This window comes from [Brevibacterium] flavum, assembly GCF_019317305.1.
Taxonomy (GTDB): Bacteria; Actinomycetota; Actinomycetes; order Mycobacteriales; family Mycobacteriaceae; genus Corynebacterium; species Corynebacterium glutamicum.
Genome location: NZ_CP079240.1, coordinates 2122342 through 2140607, shown reverse-complemented (window position 1 = coordinate 2140607; position 18266 = coordinate 2122342). Strand labels below are relative to the sequence as shown.

The following is an 18266-nucleotide window of genomic DNA, read 5'->3' as shown; positions in this document are numbered from 1 at the left end:
TCAAGAATCAGCTCCCAACTCAACTCCAGCCACTCGTGAAGCTGGCGCATAATCTGCGCTGGTCATGGCGTGAGTAAGCAAAGCAGCTTTTCCGCGACATCGACCCAGAATTGTGGGAACAGCTCGACGAAGATCCTAAGCAGATGCTTCTCCAGGCACCAGCAACTCGTTTGCAGTTCCTCGCAGGCGATGATGAGTACCTAGGTCGAGTCAACGCCGAGGAGCAAAACCTCAGCGAATACCTCAGCGACAAGCTGTGGTACCAGGACACCGCAGATGCAACCGATGCTGTCGGAGATCCACTCGTTGCGTACTTCTCCATGGAGTTTGGCATTCACCCAAGCCTGCCAATCTACTCTGGCGGACTTGGTGTGCTTGCGGGCGATCGCATGAAGTCTGCATCTGACTTGGGTGTGCCACTGATCGGTGTTGGTTTGCTCTACACCCACGGCTACTTCACCCAGTCACTGTCCGGTGACGGTTGGCAGCAGGAAGAGTACAAGTACCACGATCCAGCAGAACTGCCGATTGAGGCAGTTAAAGATGAGAACGGCGAGCAGGTCACTGTTTCTGTCACCTACCCAGGTGCGCAGGAAGTAAAGATTGCACTGTGGTTAGCAAACGTTGGCCGCATCCCATTGCTGCTGCTTGATACCAACATCGAGGCAAACCCAGAAGAGCTCCGCAACGTTACTGACCGCCAGTACGGTGGCGACAATGAGCACCGCATCAAGCAGGAACTCGTTCTCGGTGTTGGTGGCGTCCGCGCTGTCAACGCATTCTGCGAAGCTCGTGGTCTGAAGCGCCCATCTGTTGCACACCTCAACGAAGGCCACGCAGGTTTCCTGACCCTGGAGCGTATCCGCGAGCGCATCGCAGAGGGCATGGAGTACCCAGCAGCATTCGAGCAGGTTCGTGCGTCCAACATCTTCACCACCCACACCCCAGTCCCAGCAGGCATCGACCGCTTCGACATGGAGATGGTGCGTCGTTATCTCGGTGACGGTCAGCCAGAAGATCAGCAGCTGTGCGTTGGTGTTCCAATTGAGAAGGCACTTGAGCTTGGTCAAGAGTCCGATCCACACCGCTTCAACATGGCTCATATGGGCCTTCGCGCGAGCCAACATGCTAATGGCGTCGCAAAGCTTCATGGTGAAGTAAGCCGTGACATGTTCGCCGGCCTGTACCCCGGATATGAGCCTCGTGAAGTGCCCATCGGGCACGTCACCAACGGTGTTCACCTGCCGACGTGGGTCAAGCCAGAGATGAAGGAACTCATCGATCGCGTCACTGGCGGCGCTGATCTTGCGGTTGCTGATTCTTGGTCAAACCCACAGGCTGTCGAGTCTGAGAAGATCTGGAAGGTGCGCAACAAGTTCCGTGCTGACCTAGTGGAGGTTGCTCGCGCTGCAACTGCAAAGTCCTGGTCTCACCGTGGACACACCGAAGCAGAACTTGCGTGGACCTCCCGCGTTCTGGATCCAAACGTGCTGACCATTGGTTTCGCACGTCGCGTATCCACCTACAAGCGCTTGACCTTGATGCTGCGCAACCCTGAACGCCTGCGTTCCATCTTGCTTAATGAGGAACGCCCAGTTCAGTTCGTTATTGCTGGTAAGGCACACCCACATGACATGGGTGGCAAGAAGCTCATGCAGGAAATCGTCCACTTCGCTGATCAAGCTGGTGTCCGTGACCGTTTCCTCTTCCTGCCTGATTACGACATCAACCTGGCCAGCTACCTGGTCTCTGGTGCTGACGTGTGGCTGAACAACCCAGTGCGCCCTCAGGAAGCATCGGGAACCTCCGGTATGAAGGCCGTCATGAATGGTGGCCTGACCCTGTCCATCTCTGATGGTTGGTGGGATGAAATGCCTAAGGAGACCACCGGCTGGACCATCCCAACCGTTGAGTCCCAGGACTTGGAATACCGCGACCACCTGGAATCCCAGGCGCTGTACGACCTGCTGGAAAACGAAGTTGCACCGCTGTTTTACAAGCGCGACAAGAACGGCATCCCACAGGACTGGCTGGACCTGGTTCGCGAATCCTGGACCACCCTGTCGCCAATGGTCACCTCCACCCGCATGGTGCGCGACTACACCACCCAGTACTACCGCCCAACCAAACACCAGGCAGAGCTCATTGCGCAGCCTGCAGAAGCAGCGGATTACGCGGCATGGCTTGAGCACATCAAAGCAGAGTGGGCTGGCGTCAAGGTCTCAGACCTGAAGATCAGCGAGAGCGCCATCACGGCGCAGGAGCTTGAAGTCAGCGTTCGCGTTGATTCCGGTTCGCTTAACGACGACGAGTTCCAAGCTCAGGCACTCTTTGGTGCGCTCGGACACAACGGTGACATCGAAGATCCAGAAATCACCGTTTTGACCCCACGCGGCGATGGCACCTACGCGGCAAAGGTCAGCACTGACCTACCAGGCAACTACGGCATCACTGCCCGCGTTGTTCCAAACAACAGGATGCTGGTCAGCCCAGCGGAAACCCGCCTGATCACCTACTTGGAGAACTAGGGCGAAACTAGCTTTACCAAAAGGCCGGGACACTACGTGTGTCTCGGCCTTTCGGCGTTTAAGCACCTGTCTGACTTAGATGGTGACAGAAGGCAAGGGGCAGAAGTAGAATTAGTGCTATGTTCCCGATTGGGTTCTTCGCGGGAGTGGTGCTCATCTTCCTTGGCGCAACAGCAGGACTTGGAATTGCATCGCTAGCCAAGTGGTGTCAACACCGATCACAGGATTTTCCAGAAAAGAAAGTCACCACTCACATTGTGCTGCAAAGTACCAGCATCGTGATGTGGGTGGTTTTTATGGTTTTCATGCAACCGTGGATTGCGTGGCTGACGTTCGCAACCATCACGGTAGGTCAGGTATTTGGAGATCTGCTGATGTTTTCCAGTTACCGTGCACGACACCGCGTGCCCAAAGTGGGAAGTTACGTGGCTGTCGCAAAAGACGTGCTTAGTTTTTCACGACCCATTCCCGCACTTCACGCCATCATCGGCGCGCTTGGATGGTTTGGAATGTTCGCAGTTTGTCTGTGGAGCACGCTGTAAAAGGACGTTAAAAACCAGCCGTTGCTGAGGAGAAACTCGTGAATATCTTGTTCATCCCTATTCTGGCAGTGCTCATCGGTTATTTTGTTCGGTCTCGGTTGAGCGCTGTAGTGCTCTTCCTCGCGATCGAATCAATCTTCTTCACGTTCCAGACACTAGCCGTGTTTCTGGCGTGGATGGCAGGAGACGGCGGTTTCGGCGGGGCCACAGATCAAGGGGCTTTCGGGCCGACGCCATCGGGCCTTCCACTGAAATTCAATGACCTTGATCTGTGGCTTTATGGTCTAGTTAATTTCGCCCTCATCGCCATTGGAGTGGCGCTGACCATTGCCGTTGTCTCTTTTCGAATCCGTCGTCGCAGAAAACTAGATGATTAGTTAGTTCCCAAGTAGGTCAGCAGCGCGGCTGCGGCTGCGCGGGTGGCAGCGGACATCGTCGGCGCATAATCAGGGAGGAAATCTCCCATGTGATTGGCTGGCACATCCGATGCCACGCGGTCTCTTTCTACGGCTTCTGTCCACTGATCGCGCGGCGTAACACCAATAGTCCAGTACAGGTAAGGGCTGTTGAATGCCTTAGGAATGGAGGGGAAATCCTCCGACGCAGTCCACCGGTAAGCATCAATAGAATCCTCGCCGAAAACATCGTCGAACACAGGGCGCACAGTATCGAAGACAACGGGGGTGTTGTCGGTGAGATCACCGTGGGCGAAGTACTCAATGACAGGTTCTTCCTCAATACCGGAAGCAAGGCATTCACCACGGACAACACGTTCGATGGCTCGGTAGACCTTGTGCTTGACTTTGTCGTTGTAGAAACGGCAGTTCAACACCAAACGAGCACTTGCTGGAATGGTGTTGTTGGTGTTGCCCGACTGGAGGGTGCCCACAGAAATAACGGCGAAATCCTCTGGAGAAACCTCGCGGCCCACGATTCCTTGGAGTCGCACGACAATCATCGCTGCAACATAAGTGGGATCGATGGAATTATGAGGCATGGAACCATGGGCGCTGCGACCCTGAATGCGGATTTCAATGGAATCGCAGGCAGCGAGAGCACCGCCAGGCATGCTCATCACGGTTCCTGCAGCACCGGGGACTACATGCTGGCCAAAGCACACATCAGGGCGTGGGATCAGATCAACTAAGCCGCCGGCGACCATCTTGTTCGCGCCTTGGGAGTTTTCCTCCGAAGGTTGGAACAACGCGATGAACGTGCCTTCCCATGCATCGCGACGCTCATCTAAAATGGCACACGCACCAAGGAGCGCGGTGACGTGGACATCGTGGCCGCATGCGTGCATGACATGGACATTTGCCCCATCATGCGGACGCATACGAGTGGAAGCAAACGGAACTCCGGTGATTTCCTTGACGGGAAGGCCATCGAAATCTGCGCGCATTAACGCAACAGGGGCACCAGGATTTGTCGACCCATTTCGGAACACGGCCAGAATGCCGTAACCGCCAACATTTGGAATCACCTCACAATCAAAACGCTCGAGGTATTTCTGAATGCGATCTGCGGTCTCTGATTCGAAGCCGGACAGCTCAGGATGTTCGTGGAAATCCTGATATGCGGCCTCTTGCCACGACAGATCAACACCATGATTGTTTAGAAGTTCTGAAATGCGGCTCATGGATTAGATAGTAGAGTACCTGCGCAGCGACACTAAAACTCTTGGCTTATAGGAGGGGATTGTATTTAAGGCTGTTGCGTTCAACGGAGCATTCCATGGCGATGCGCAGATCAGATGCGATGAGTTCTTCATCGCGTAGTCGGTACATTTCTTTCACCACGCGGTCTCGGACGTTGTGTGGAGACAGCGTATTGAGATACACCTTGGTGCCACCTTCAAAACCTGCCAGTGTAGAAACACGCCATTTGATCATCACATGCCAGGGCATTGGCATATCAACATCGATTGGTTTGTGTACCCATTCCTCATTGCAGGGTACATCTGCGCCGGTTGCAGCATGGCATGCATGGATGAGGTTGCTCATCGCTTGGATTTCCTCGTCGCTTTGAAGCCAGGGTTCAGGAATAGCGGACTTAGAGTAAATCTCAATGGTGGGGTAGCGGTGACCGAAACCTGCGAAGGCCACGGCGTGATCGTTTTCCGCGATGATCAGGTTGTGGTATCCGGCGTAATCAACAGCAAGTTCGTTGTACATATTGGGGTTTCCGCGGAGATGATGCAGCTCATCGGCAACAAGACGGCCGCGTTCATCAATGGCGACGAGCTGTTTATGGAGATGGTCAAAAGACGCGCCGGCGGGTTTCAACCAGTTTTGAAACGCCACTACATACGGTGCGTAACGGTTACGGTGATACAAATCCCTGATGCCATCGACAGTCAGGCGGATGAACGCCTCATGCTCTTTAACGGTCAGTGTTCCAGATGAGGCCAATTGATCACTGGTGGTTGCGTCATCGACAAAGTGTCGGCGTCCGATGATGACGTCATGACCACCAGCAAAGTAGCTGGGAGCTTTTTCTAACAACTCGCCATCGGTCATGTGCGCGGGATCTTCACCAGCGGCAGAAAGTCGAGTGCGCACAATGGCTAAAACATGCTCGCGACCTTCTGGAATCGCCAAGTATTGCGCCATGCGCATGGCGGTTTCTGAATCCATATCGAAACCAAAATTCTGGTGCCAGTAGTCAAAAGAGACAATCTCAAACAGATTGGGGACTCGTCGAAATTCCGGAGTGGTTTCTGAAAGCTCACCAGGCAATGCTCCGGGAAGGATGTCAAAGTCGCCGGAGCTATCAATGATGATGCGCGATTTCTCAGGCGGAGTGGAGAGCATATTGTCGGAACAAAATGCACAGTAAGAGGTGTGATCGTGTGCAGATAGTTCGACGATCGTAGAAGCGGGATGTGACAGAGGTCGATTTCCACGCCCAGGGACCGTCCACACTTCGGTGCCTGTGAAAGGGTGAATCTGTTTGATCGTGCCGTCAGCCATGGTGCGAATGGGGGTGACAGAAAAAGAATGGGGGCTAGTCATAACACCAAGGCTATTGTCTACTGTGGTGTTATGCCGAAGATTCAGTTTGATGTTTTAGTCCCCGACACAGATTCCATCGCACTAGCGGGACGTTTTACCGTAGTCGCCAACCTTTTGATCGAAAAAGGCCTCATGGACCATGGCGTTGTTGTCCATGATCCAGCAGCGAAAACCGCAGAAGCTGTGGAAGAGCAGCTTCGCCAGACTTACCGTGACGAGCATGAAGATGCAGACTTGGAAGAATCCTCGGTCAACCGTTACCTCATTGAAGTTGATGGAGTTAAAGGCTCCGTTAACCAAGTGACCATGATTTTTGCCCGTTTGCTCACCCCGCCAGCAGAGTTACCAAAGGACGCTTTCCTCCTGGAGCAGGAACTTGCCTATGAAGTTCCTGCAGTCTACTCATGGACTGTGGAGATCCTTCGCTAGTTTTTAGCAATGTATTCTTGAGCGATCCTTCGGCCTGCATCACGTAATTGTGCTGCAACGTCGGAGGATTTAATCATTTCTACCGCCAGGAAATCATCGGGAATACCGCCTTCCACGATGCCGGCCGCAACAGCGAGATCCACATCGTGGGCTTTAGCTAAACCGTGGAGGGTGCCCACAACCTTTCCGGTGAACGATTGGGAATCTAGTCGGCCTTCACCGGTGATCAATAAGTCAGTTTCTGGCAGCGCATCCTCGATTCCGTTGGAGCGGGCAATCAGTGGCGCGCCGGGGAGGATATGGATCTGTTGGTCGTTGCCGTGCATGAGGGTGGACAGCCACGTCAGTCCGATTGCAATGCCCCCGGCTGCGCCCATACCTGGCTTTGTGCCATCAACTTCCAGTTGGGCGCAGGCGTGGTGGAGGGCGGCGTCGAGAAGCGAAATGTCTTTTTCGGTGGCACCTTTTTGGGGCCCGAATACGGTGGCCGCGCCCTGTGGGCCGGTGGCGGGGGCGTCGACATCGGTGAGCAGGATCCATTCGACGGCGGCTGCGGGGATGTTGAGTTCGGCGGTATCGATGTAATCGAGGTTGATGAGGTCGGCGCCACCGGTTCGTAGTGCGTAGCCCTCTTTGTTGCGTGGGACGGCGCCGAGGGCGATGAGAATTCCTGAGCCGGCGTCAGTTGTGGCTGATCCGCCAAGGCCTAAAGCAATGCGAGTTGCGCCACGGGTGACCGCGTCTGCGATCAAAACGCCGGTGCCGTAGGTATCGCCGGTGGTGGGGACTGGATCGTCTGCAACGGCGGGCAGACCGGAGGCTGCGGCGATGTCAATGTAAGCAGTGTTTGTTTCGGAATCTAAGGTGTAGCTGGCTTCGGTGAGGCGTCCCGCGGCATTTGTCGTGGGTAATGTTATGACCTGCCCGCCGAAAACTGAGGACGTTCCTTCGCCACCGTCGGCCATGGGTGCCAACGTAATGGAGGCGTTGGGCAAAATTTCCAACACGCCTTCGCCTAAGTATTGCGCAGCTTCTGATGCGGTAGCGGTTCCTTTGTAGGAATCTGGCGCGATCATAATTCGAGGTGCGCTCGTTGAAACGTCGGTGGGGGAGTTGGCCATTGTGTCAGTATGCCTTTCTGTTATGGCGTTATTGTGGCACATCGCGGTGGGAAACAAGCCAGGTGGCCTGTGTAAATAAGGCTCCAAATGGGAATCCATGAGGAGACTCTTTAGTTAAAATCTCTAGCCTTGGTGTTTCAAGTCTAACGGTCGCCCAATTGAGGAGTGGGTCCATGGCATATACGGCTATCGAAAAGGTCGGAAAGTGCCCGAATGTGCGTTGTTCTAGCTAGCCTCGGGAGCTCCAGGAGATTGTGAAAAACGGCTCAAATTTCTCCGATGTAGCGCCTATAAAAGTCGTACCAATTCCATTTGAGGGCGCTCAAGTGTGGCCAGGTTATATAACCAGTCAGTCAACTGGTCTTATTCGCTCGTCGGATGAATTTAATTAAAGAAGAGACTTCATGCAGTTACCGAGCGTTTTGGCGATAAAAAATTGATAAACCTAAAGAAATTTTCAAACAATTTTAATTCTTTGTGGTCATATCTGTGCGACGCTGCCATAATTGAACGTGAGCATTTACCAGCCTAAATGCCCGCGGTGAGTTAAGTCTCAAAGCAAGAAGTTGCTCTTTAGGGCATCCGTAGTTTAAAACTATTAACCGTTAGGTATGACAAGCCGGTTGATGTGAACGCAATTTTTAAAAGTTTCAGGATCAGATTTTTCACAGGTATTTTGCTCCAGCAAACGCCTAGGATGTACATGGTGCCCTCAATGGGAACCACTAACATCACTAAATGGCCCAGATACACACTTTAAAATCGTGCGCGCATGCAGCCGAGATGGGAACGAGGAAATCATGACAGTTGATGAGCAGGTCTCTAACTATTACGACATGCTTCTGAAGCGCAATGCTGGCGAGCCTGAATTTCACCAGGCAGTGGCAGAGGTTTTGGAATCTTTGAAGATCGTCCTGGAAAAGGACCCTCATTACGCTGATTACGGTCTCATCCAGCGCCTGTGCGAGCCTGAGCGTCAGCTCATCTTCCGTGTGCCTTGGGTTGATGACCAGGGCCAGGTCCACGTCAACCGTGGTTTCCGCGTGCAGTTCAACTCTGCACTTGGACCATACAAGGGCGGCCTGCGCTTCCACCCATCTGTAAACCTGGGCATTGTGAAGTTCCTGGGCTTTGAGCAGATCTTTAAAAACTCCCTAACCGGCCTGCCAATCGGTGGTGGCAAGGGTGGATCCGACTTCGACCCTAAGGGCAAGTCCGATCTGGAAATCATGCGTTTCTGCCAGTCCTTCATGACCGAGCTGCACCGCCACATCGGTGAGTACCGCGACGTTCCTGCAGGTGACATCGGAGTTGGTGGCCGCGAGATCGGTTACCTGTTTGGCCACTACCGTCGCATGGCTAACCAGCACGAGTCCGGCGTTTTGACCGGTAAGGGCCTGACCTGGGGTGGATCCCTGGTCCGCACCGAGGCAACTGGCTACGGCTGCGTTTACTTCGTGAGTGAAATGATCAAGGCTAAGGGCGAGAGCATCAGCGGCCAGAAGATCATCGTTTCCGGTTCCGGCAACGTAGCAACCTACGCGATTGAAAAGGCTCAGGAACTCGGCGCAACCGTTATTGGTTTCTCCGATTCCAGCGGTTGGGTTCATACCCCTAATGGCGTTGACGTGGCTAAGCTCCGCGAAATCAAGGAAGTTCGCCGCGCACGCGTATCCGTGTACGCCGACGAAGTTGAAGGCGCAACCTACCACACCGACGGTTCCATCTGGGATCTCAAGTGCGATATCGCTCTTCCTTGTGCAACTCAGAACGAGCTCAACGGCGAGAACGCTAAGACTCTTGCAGACAACGGCTGCCGTTTCGTTGCTGAAGGCGCGAACATGCCTTCCACCCCTGAGGCTGTTGAGGTCTTCCGTGAGCGCGACATCCGCTTCGGACCAGGCAAGGCAGCTAACGCTGGTGGCGTTGCAACCTCCGCTCTGGAGATGCAGCAGAACGCTTCGCGCGATTCCTGGAGCTTCGAGTACACCGACGAGCGCCTCCAGGTGATCATGAAGAACATCTTCAAGACCTGTGCAGAGACCGCAGCAGAGTATGGACACGAGAACGATTACGTTGTCGGCGCTAACATTGCTGGCTTTAAGAAGGTAGCTGACGCGATGCTGGCACAGGGCGTCATCTAAGACCCCTGCACTTTACTCAAACCCCTGATCCGCGTTAAGGATCAGGGATTTTTGATTTCTTCCAGGTCAATTATCCGATCCACATGGGTTAATGCAGCTGTGCGGTGCGCAATGATGATCACCGTGGTGTCTTTAAGCGTGGCCAGAGTCTGGGAAAGATCCGCTTGATTGAGCGCATCTTGGTGGCTGGTGGCTTCATCGACAATCAGTACCTGAGGGGTGCGTGCCAAAGCACGCGCCAGGCAGAGCCGTTGTTGCTGTCCGCCAGATAGGCGCAGGGCGTCAGCATCTAAAGGCAGTTCGCTTATCGACGCCAACCTCAAGGCTTCCCTTGCTTCATCTTCAGACAGCTCTGGATTGCCCATCCGTAAATTCTCCAGCACGCTTGCTCTAAACAGCACAGATTTCTGCTCAACCAGCGTGACGGATTTGCGAAGCTCCGCCGATGAAACCTCTGCGATATCAACACCACCGATGGTGATGGTTCCAGACCGTAGTTGCGCCAGCTTGAGGATGAGTTTGGCCAAAGTGGATTTTCCACTACCGCTGGATCCGATGATGCCGATGTGTTCACCAGCTGCAACCTCTAAAGACACGGTGCCCTTTGCGCTGACTGGAACTCTAGAAATTCGCAGCTTAAGCGGGCCTTTGGGCAAAGGCTTCGGCTCGTCAGGTTCAGCGATAGCAACAGGGGCATCGATGATCTGGAAATACCGCTGCGCACTGTTTAACGCGGTAGGCATGGTGCGAGCAAATCCCTCAACTGCATCCAACGCAGGGGAGATGCCCAGGATAATCGCGGCTGCAACAATGCCCACATGAGGAACCAGAGCAACCAACATCCCAGCTGATATCCACGGCCATAAAAGTGCTGCGCCCTGACGGATACCGACGATCAAGCCCTGTCGGGTCACAACTTGTTCCAGTTGTTGCTCTTTCACCTCGAGCGCATTTAACCGTGTGGCTTGCGCTCCATGTGAGTTGATTTCAAGCCTGCCGGCGGCATCTTCGGTGAGGTGCTGGGCGATATGTCCACGTGATGTGGCTTCACTGCTTGAGGATTGTTTTCCAATCAAGGGGATCAACCACGCGATGAGGACACCGAGTAAACCAATTAGACCAGCAACGGGATCGAGCGTTGCCAGCGTGATCACGCCTCCCGCACTGAGCAGCACTGCGGTGACTGTAGGCCCAATGGTGTGCGCGAAGAATACTTCGATGGAGTTAATGTCACGGGTGGCAACAGACATGATCGAACCGCTGCCGTGGATCGGCGAGGGGGAACCTTTGTGGACGAGGGCGTCGTAAAGCATAACGCGCATGTGGGCAAGCAGCCCAAAGGCAGCGCGGTGGCCGCATACCTGCTCACCCCAGCGACAGACAGCTGCTGTCAGCGCGATGAGCGCCATGATGATGGCGACGGCGAGGAGGGAGATGTCTGGTTTGCGGCTTAGCACCCAGGCGGGGAACACAATGAGTGCTGCGGTGAGTAGCTGATTGAGCAGTCGCAGGAGCGTGGAGGCTCCAAGTTCCGGCCATACTTTCTTAGCCAATTGGAGAAGTCGGGAAATCATTGTTCTTCCTCCATCACAGCGGTGCGGAAAAACGCATTGTGCTGGGAAACGTTGCTGGGTGTATCCATCATGGTCAATTGGCCATCCTCTAAAACAATGATGAAGTCTGCATCGAGGGCTTCTGATGGGCGGTGGGTGATCTCAACCAACGTGCACTCAAGGGATTTGGCAAGATGTCGAACCTGGCGGGCGTTGGTGTAGTCGAGTTGTGCGGTCGCCTCGTCGAGAACAATCACGGCAGCATTCTTTACTAAACCTCGGGCAATGGAAATGCGTGCTGCTTGGCCGCCGGAGACACCTTTGCCGGTTTCACCGACTTTGAGGTCCGCGGGGAGTTCTTCGCCTAAAAGTGCTGCGTGGATGTGATCAGAATCAACACCCGTGCGCGCCAGATCGATATTGCTTTTGATGCTTCCGCTAAACAGCGTGGGGGATTGGGGCACGAAACTGACTGAGGCGCGAAGATCTGACATCTCACAGTTGTGGCCACCGAGGGAAATCTCACCATCAAACTCTAAAAGTCCGGACAACGCTAGAGCCACAGAGGATTTACCAGCGCCACTGGGACCTACCACCGCGATGTGGAAACCGCGGGGAATGCTGAAAGAGATACCGTGCACAATGTCCTTGTGATCGCGGGCGATCTTCAAGTTGTTGACCACCAGATCCCCATCGTGGCGCTGTCCCTGTTGAGTTGGCTGATCAGTAGAGGTTGTCGCGAGGGCTTTTTCAATGGCGATCAGCGAGGGTTTGCCTGCCATGCCGGTGTAAAACGTGCGACCCATGCGGTTGATGGGATCAATAAGCAGCCTGGCCAGCAATACGAGTGCTACAGCTTGGCCGAGAGTAAGAGAGCCTGAAAAGAATCCTCCAATGGCAAACACCGCAGCAACCATTGTGGTGGCAACTCCAAACACGCCGTCGGTCACCAGAATCATCAACTGATTTCGGTACAGCAACGACATCACTTGGGAGCGCATATTCTCTGCGCGCTGTGTGATGATCTGCCTGCGCTGCTCAGTGGCATTCAGCATCATCGTGGTGCCTAGTGTGCGCACCGATTCCAAAAACACGCCTGCCAACTGCCCAGATGCTCGCCCGTATCCCGCGCCAGCGCCTTTCAACATGCGCTGTGCCCAAGAAATAACGAAAGGTATCACGCACAACCCGAGGCACAGTATCCCCGCAATCGGCCAGGAAATAGCCGCGCCGACAACGGCAATAACTGTCAGTGGGGCCAAAAATACTGCAAAGTAAGGCCCCAGAAACATCACTGTGTAAGTGGATGCTTTTGAGGTGGCTTCAGTTGCCACTGTGATTAACTGGGCATCATCTGACGAACTGGAATTCAGCTCCAGATTTTTAGCAGCCAACTGCCGCCGCCAGGATCGTTCAACTCGTGCACGAATACGTTGGGGGAGGACCACTTCCGCGCACAGCAGCGCAGCTGCTGCCGTGGCACCTGCCAGAACCCACCACAACATAGCTGAATGAGCGGGCGAGGGGACGTCGATAAGCAAGCCGATCCCAACGATGACCAGCGCAACAACGAGCGTGCGCACAACAATCGTCGCGGTGATTAGCCAACCCACCGCAGGGATATCACGAAGCAGGGAGCGCATCAATCCACAACCTTTCTGAACTTAAAGCCCAGACTTTAAACCAGTCGAATTCTTCTTGAGATCCAAGGCTAGCCCGAGCATGCGACACGGCCTTCCCCCGGGGCTGATCGGAAAAGTTTTCGAATACCGTCTACGTGGAGCTTTGCGGAAAATACGCACCGAGACCTAGGCGCGCCATACGCATGGTTCACAGGATTTCAGTACGATTAACCCCATGTACAAGGTCTTCGAAGCACTGGATGATTTAGTTCAAGCCGTTCAACGCGCATACGGCGTTCCCATGACCGGAAATTGCGTGGTTCCCCGTCAGGAAGTGCTTGCGCTTCTCGATGATTTACGTGATGCGCTTCCTGTAGAACTTGATGATGCACAAGATGTGCTGGACCACCGTGATGGTGTGATCCGTGAAGCTGAAGAAAAGGCCATTGCCTTGGTCGACGATGCAGAAAACGAGGCCCGAAACCTCCTTGCACGCGCAACTGAGGAATCAGATGCCATGGTGGAAGACGCCACCAAGCATGCGCATTCTGTCGTTGCTAAGGCTAATGACACAGCGGATCGCATCGTGAGTGACGCTCGTCGAGAAGCAAACAGCGTCACCGAGCGCGCCCAGGCTGAATCTGAGCGCCTGGTCAACTCCGGCAATGATGCGTATCGCCGCGCGGTTGCTGAAGGCCAGGCCGAGCAGGATCGCCTGGTCAGCGAGGCAGAAGTGGTGCGTCGCTCCACGGAAGAAGCACACCGCATTGTGGATGCAGCGCACGCTGACTCCAACAAGCTGCGCAATGAATGCGATGACTACGTGGATACCAAGTTGGCAGAGTTTGAAACCTCGCTGTCCACCACGTTGCGTTCTGTCACTGCTGATCGTTCCGCACTACGCCGAGGAGCTGGAGCTACTGGCCGCGAGCTGCGCGATGAGCAACCGGCAGCGCGTGGTGAATATGAGCGGGACTACGAGCGTGATTATGAACGAGGCTACGAACGCGACGATCGAGACTACTAGTTTCCAAGAAACCATTTAGGCTTTTTCACCTTTCCGTCTAGCGATCCTCATCTGATGTATGTAGTCACGATGAGGTACGAGTAGGATCTTCCTGGTCATGAAATCTCCATTTATTTTTGATGTCGCCGCACTCCTTCGTGGAAGTGCCCTTCCGGAACACCTCACCCAATCAGGTCCAAGCCCGACCCGCATTGGTCCGGAAATGATCGCGATCCCCGAGGGCGGAAAAGTTATCGTAGAAGCCCAGATCATTCCACTCGGTGGAGGCCTGGCCGTCGAAGCAGATATCGAAGCGCAGCTTCTGGGACAGTGCTCCCGCTGCCTCCGCGAACTCACCCCAACCAAGACGCTGCACGTCTCTGAGGTTTTTGCTGCCGATCCAGACTTTGTTACTGGTGAAGATGCAGCAGATGACGAAGATGAGCTGCCAATGGTTAACCAAGACCAGATTGATCTGCTTCAGTCTGTCATTGATGAAGCTGGTCTGACCTTGCCGTTTAACCCTGTCTGCGAAGAACTTGGGTACGGCGCATGCCAGGATGATGAAACGCCAGCTCCTGATGGTGTCTCTGAAGAAGTAGAAGACGAGGAAAAGGTCGATCCTCGCTGGGCTGGTTTGGAGAAGTTCCTGTGAGCAGGAAAAAGAATCGCCTCACCGGGGTAGACGCACTCAATGAAGCATTCGATGCAGTAGATCATCAGCCGCTGCTTGACCACCTTGGTGTGGACATCCAGCGCGATCTGTTGGTGCTTGCGTTGACTCACCGCTCTTTCGCCAACGAAAACGGCATGCTGCCCAATAATGAGCGCTTGGAGTTCCTCGGCGACGCCGTCTTGGGTCTCTCCGTGGCCAACAAGCTCTATGAGCAGTACCCCAGCAGCCCTGAATCTGATGTCTCCAAGATGCGCGCTTCAATTGTCAGCCGTTACGGCCTGGCAGATATCGCTCGCGAAATTGATCTTGGCAACCACATATTGCTGGGCAAAGGCGAATTGCTCACCGAAGGTCGCAGTAAGGATTCCATTCTTGCGGACACCACAGAGGCGTTATTCGGCGCGATTTTCCGCCAGCACGGTTTTGAAACCGCCCGCGACGTAATTTTGCGCCTGTTTGCCTACAAGATCGATAACGCATCGGCCAGGGGCATTCACCAGGACTGGAAGACCACGCTGCAGGAAGAACTTGCCCAGCGCAAGCGCCCCATGGCTGAATATTCCGCCACCTCAGTCGGTCCGGATCACGATCTAGTGTTCACCGCCATCGTGACGCTGGAAGGTGAAGAAATGGGTCGGGGAGAAGGCCCGAACAAGAAGCTGGCCGAGCAGGAAGCAGCGCACCAGGCATTCCGAAAGCTTCGGGAGTCCCGTGCCTGAACTGCCTGAAGTTGAGGTGGTGCGCCACGGTTTAGAAGATCATATGGTCGGCCACACCATCGTGTCCGCCACAGTGCTTCACCCGCGCGCAGCCCGCAATCAACTCGGCGGTGGCCCCGAAATCGAGGCCAACATCGCAGGGCTTAGGGTCAGCGCTGCCAAGCGACGCGGCAAATTCCTCTGGCTTGAGCTTATCGACGCACCCTCCGGCGAAACCCGTCCCGATTTAGGGCTACTGGTTCACCTTGGGATGAGTGGACAAATGCTCATCAAAGAACCAGATGCACCAATTAGTCCACACCTTCGAGCCAAAGTCGAGCTAGATAATGGCGATGAAGTGTGGTTTGTCGATCAACGCACCTTCGGTTATTGGTGGCTCGGCGACCTAGTTGATGGAGTACCCGAACGCGTCTCTCACATTGCCACAGATGTATTGGATGAGTCTGCTGATTTCTCTGCGATTGCGCGGAATTTGAAATCTCGGAAATCGGAGATCAAACGCCTCCTGCTTAACCAAGAGATCGTCTCCGGCATCGGAAATATCTATGCCGATGAAATGCTCTGGCAAGCAAAAATTCACCCATTGCAACGTGCCGATCGACTGTCCCTAGCCCGCTTGGAAGAACTTCTTCAAGCTGGCAAAGACGTGATGACCAAAGCACTTGCTCAAGGTGGCACCTCTTTCGACGCGCTCTATGTCAACGTCAATGGCAACTCCGGCTACTTTGCGCTGTCATTGAATGCTTATGCGCAAACCGGGGAGCCGTGCGGACGCTGCGGAACATTAATCATCCGGGAGAGTTTCATGAACCGCGGCTCCCACTACTGCCCAAACTGCCAGAAGCGGCGCTAGCTGATGAGCAAAGCTTTTGATGCAACCAAAGTGCGCAAAGCTGTGCTCACCGTCGCGCTGCTTAACTTCGCTTATTTCTTTGTAGAATTCTTTATTGCATTAAGCGCAGGCTCCGTTTCTCTACTGGCTGACAGTGTCGATTTTCTTGAAGACACCTCCATCAACCTGCTCATTTTCATTGCCCTAGGATGGCCGTTGGCGAGGCGCGCAGTGATGGGCAAACTTATGGCGATTGTGATTCTTGCACCTGCTGCTTTTGCTGCGTGGGCAGCGATTCAACGGTTTTCCGCACCGCAAGCGCCCGAGGTTGTTCCGATCATCCTCGCTTCTCTGGGCGCCGTCGTGATCAACGGCGCGAGTGCCATCATTATTTCTCGAGTGCGACAACATGGTGGCTCGCTTGGCCAAGCTGCCTTCCTATCCGCCCGAAATGACGTCCTGATCAACATTGCCATCATCATGATGGCCTTAATTACCGCATGGACGACGTCTGGATGGCCAGATTTGATCCTAGGTTGTTTCATCATTCTGCTCGCACTGCACGCCGCTCACGAGGTGTGGGAAGTCAGTGAGGAAGAACGCCTCGCCTCCAAAGCCCTTGCTGGGGAAGCCATCGATTAGGGAAGGAGCTTGAGTTTTTCTGGATTTGAGCTGTTTATTGGGCTCGTTGCAGGTCGCTATGGCAAGCCAGGTACACCGCACAGCGAAGAACAACACAGCGATTATGAAGCGGGGACTGTTCTCTTAGGTTCAGAAACCTGGCATATCAGAACCGCTCGAGTCACCCCGACGAAACCTGGCGCCTTCGTTGCATTTTGGACGCGCAATAAACAGGGCGAAACTTGCCCGTTTGATTCCTCTGAGGCCTGCGCAGGCCTTCTGATTTTTGTCCAAGATGAGAGTAATTTCGGAGTATTTCGATTCACGCGAGAGCAGCTTGAGCAGCAGGGAATTACTCGTTCCACTAAGCGTCCCGGTAAACGGGGATTTCGGGTATATCCAAGTTGGAGTAGCAATTTGAATGCTCAGGCGAAGAAAACTCAAGCGATTCAGACGCCCTCTTTTGAGCTGCTGCAGTAATTGCTCTAGATGTTGTTCTTGCGTTGATCACGCTTGTTGGAACCGCCAGCATCGAGGTAGTTCCCTTCACAACTAGAGGGGTTACTAGTCTGCTGCATTAACCGATCGTCATAACGATGACCGTGGTGATTCCGACGATGACCACAAATGCTCTAAAAACACTTGGGCGAAGTCGGCGGGCGTACCGTCCGCCGATGTATCCACCTAAAGCTGAGCCAAGCGCGATTAAGGCAACGGTCGGCCAGGAGATCAACTCAGGGGAGACGATTATAAAAACACTGGCTGCGATGAGATTAACTGCCGCCACCGTGAGGTTTTTGATGGCGTTGAGTTCCTGCATCTGCAGCGTTGATGTGATGCCAAGCAATGCGATGAGAAGAATGCCTTGAGCTGCGCTGAAGTACCCTCCATACATGCCCAGCAACAGGGCACCACATACTGAGACGATGAAGGTGGTTCGGCTCGGGAAAGGCAATTGCCTAAACCCAGCAGAGATGCCACCTGAAGTATGAGCGCCAACATGCTTCTTAACTGATGGACCTGCGATAACCAACAGCGTGCCGAATCCAATCAGCCAGGGAATTACTGCTGTAAAAACATCTGCGGAGAAATGCAGCAAGAGCGAGGCGCCGGTGATCCCTCCGAGAATTGATGCTGGCAGCAGAAATCTGATGGTTTTTACATGGGCGCGTAGTTCACGTCTATAAGCAACCACACCCGAAATACTTCCAGGAACGATGCCGATGGTGTTGGCGATGGTGGCAGTCAACGGTGGAAGGCCCAGGAACACGAGAATAGGAAACGACACTAATGTTCCTGCTCCGACAATTACATTGATGCTTCCTTCGAGGAAACCTGCACCAAAGGTCGCTCCTAATTCAACAATTTGTAACCACTCGATTGACATGTCCGCCTCCGAATTCCTGCACAATAAGCAACAGGACAAATTTTGGCAGGATCCTCCATTACCAAGCTTGCT

16 protein-coding genes and 1 pseudogene are annotated in these 18266 nt (G+C 54.1%); 11 read left to right on the top strand and 6 right to left on the bottom strand.

Translation table 11 applies throughout. From position 1 onward, the window contains the following. Positions 1-35: 35 nt before the first annotated feature. From glgP to KW808_RS10390, 3 genes and pseudogenes are all read left to right on the top strand, one after another. Positions 36-2528 (top strand): annotated as a pseudogene (gene glgP, locus KW808_RS10400) (alpha-glucan family phosphorylase). Between the two features lie 119 nt (positions 2529-2647). Beyond that, complete coding sequence (locus KW808_RS10395; RefSeq protein WP_003861959.1) at positions 2648-3070, top strand: hypothetical protein; 423 nt, start codon at positions 2648-2650, stop codon at positions 3068-3070. A gap of 38 nt (positions 3071-3108) precedes the next feature. Next, positions 3109-3447, top strand: coding sequence for a hypothetical protein (locus KW808_RS10390; protein WP_003861957.1), 339 nt, complete (start codon positions 3109-3111; stop codon positions 3445-3447). On the opposite strand, the gene KW808_RS10385 is transcribed toward KW808_RS10390, so the two are convergent. Together KW808_RS10385 and KW808_RS10380 are read right to left on the bottom strand one after the other, a co-directional pair. Then, positions 3444-4709, bottom strand: a complete 1266-nt coding sequence (locus tag KW808_RS10385; protein WP_003861955.1) for an amidohydrolase — start codon at positions 4707-4709, stop codon at positions 3444-3446. The two genes, KW808_RS10390 and KW808_RS10385, sit on opposite strands and share 4 nt — an antisense overlap. A 46-nt stretch (positions 4710-4755) precedes the next feature. Then, positions 4756-6084, bottom strand: coding sequence for a DUF4921 family protein (locus KW808_RS10380; protein WP_003861953.1), 1329 nt, complete (start codon positions 6082-6084; stop codon positions 4756-4758). A gap of 30 nt (positions 6085-6114) precedes the next feature. On the opposite strand from KW808_RS10380, the gene KW808_RS10375 reads away from it, so the two are divergent. Further along, a complete protein-coding gene (locus KW808_RS10375; protein WP_499652043.1) occupies positions 6115-6513 on the top strand; it encodes a hypothetical protein in 399 nt (132 codons plus the stop codon). Here the strand turns inward: KW808_RS10375 and KW808_RS10370 are convergent. Next, complete coding sequence (locus KW808_RS10370; RefSeq protein ID WP_003861948.1) at positions 6510-7634, bottom strand: glycerate kinase; 1125 nt, start codon at positions 7632-7634, stop codon at positions 6510-6512. The two genes, KW808_RS10375 and KW808_RS10370, sit on opposite strands and share 4 nt — an antisense overlap. A gap of 800 nt (positions 7635-8434) precedes the next feature. Here KW808_RS10370 and gdhA point away from each other — a divergent pair. Continuing rightward, positions 8435-9778, top strand: coding sequence for an NADP-specific glutamate dehydrogenase (gdhA, locus tag KW808_RS10365; protein WP_003856385.1), 1344 nt, complete (start codon positions 8435-8437; stop codon positions 9776-9778). Positions 9779-9819: 41 nt separating this feature from the next. Here gdhA and KW808_RS10360 read toward each other — a convergent pair whose 3' ends face one another. Together KW808_RS10360 and KW808_RS10355 are read right to left on the bottom strand one after the other, a co-directional pair. Beyond that, positions 9820-11352: an amino acid ABC transporter ATP-binding/permease protein gene (locus KW808_RS10360; protein ID WP_003861946.1), complete on the bottom strand. Its 1533-nt coding sequence runs from the start codon at positions 11350-11352 to the stop codon at positions 9820-9822. Then, positions 11349-12974 carry an ATP-binding cassette domain-containing protein gene (locus KW808_RS10355; protein WP_003861945.1) on the bottom strand — a complete coding sequence of 542 codons (1626 nt, stop codon included), beginning with the start codon at positions 12972-12974 and terminating at the stop codon, positions 11349-11351. The genes KW808_RS10360 and KW808_RS10355 overlap by 4 nt, the downstream gene beginning before the upstream one ends. A 214-nt stretch (positions 12975-13188) precedes the next feature. Here KW808_RS10355 and KW808_RS10350 point away from each other — a divergent pair, with 214 nt between their 5' ends. The 6 genes from KW808_RS10350 (at position 13189) to KW808_RS10325 (ending at position 17287) form a co-directional block, all read left to right on the top strand. Next, positions 13189-13980: an ATP synthase subunit B family protein gene (locus KW808_RS10350; RefSeq protein WP_003861943.1), complete on the top strand. Its 792-nt coding sequence runs from the start codon at positions 13189-13191 to the stop codon at positions 13978-13980. Positions 13981-14077: 97 nt separating this feature from the next. Beyond that, on the top strand, positions 14078-14614 hold the full coding sequence (locus tag KW808_RS10345; protein ID WP_003861940.1) for a YceD family protein: 537 nt from the start codon (positions 14078-14080) through the stop codon (positions 14612-14614). Beyond that, positions 14611-15354: a ribonuclease III gene (gene rnc, locus KW808_RS10340; RefSeq protein ID WP_003861938.1), complete on the top strand. Its 744-nt coding sequence runs from the start codon at positions 14611-14613 to the stop codon at positions 15352-15354. Before KW808_RS10345 ends, rnc begins: the two co-directional genes overlap by 4 nt. Further along, a complete protein-coding gene (gene mutM, locus KW808_RS10335) occupies positions 15347-16207 on the top strand; it encodes a bifunctional DNA-formamidopyrimidine glycosylase/DNA-(apurinic or apyrimidinic site) lyase (RefSeq protein WP_003861937.1) in 861 nt (286 codons plus the stop codon). The genes rnc and mutM overlap by 8 nt, the downstream gene beginning before the upstream one ends. A 3-nt stretch (positions 16208-16210) precedes the next feature. Further along, complete coding sequence (locus tag KW808_RS10330; RefSeq protein ID WP_003861935.1) at positions 16211-16828, top strand: cation efflux transmembrane domain-containing protein; 618 nt, start codon at positions 16211-16213, stop codon at positions 16826-16828. Positions 16829-16837: 9 nt separating this feature from the next. Further along, complete coding sequence (locus KW808_RS10325; RefSeq protein ID WP_003861933.1) at positions 16838-17287, top strand: MepB family protein; 450 nt, start codon at positions 16838-16840, stop codon at positions 17285-17287. A 97-nt stretch (positions 17288-17384) separates the two neighbouring features. On the opposite strand, the gene KW808_RS10320 is transcribed toward KW808_RS10325, so the two are convergent. Then, positions 17385-18194 (bottom strand): sulfite exporter TauE/SafE family protein, encoded by an 810-nt coding sequence (locus KW808_RS10320; RefSeq protein ID WP_003861930.1) that lies wholly within the window; start codon positions 18192-18194, stop codon positions 17385-17387. Between the last annotated feature and the right edge of the window lie 72 nt (positions 18195-18266).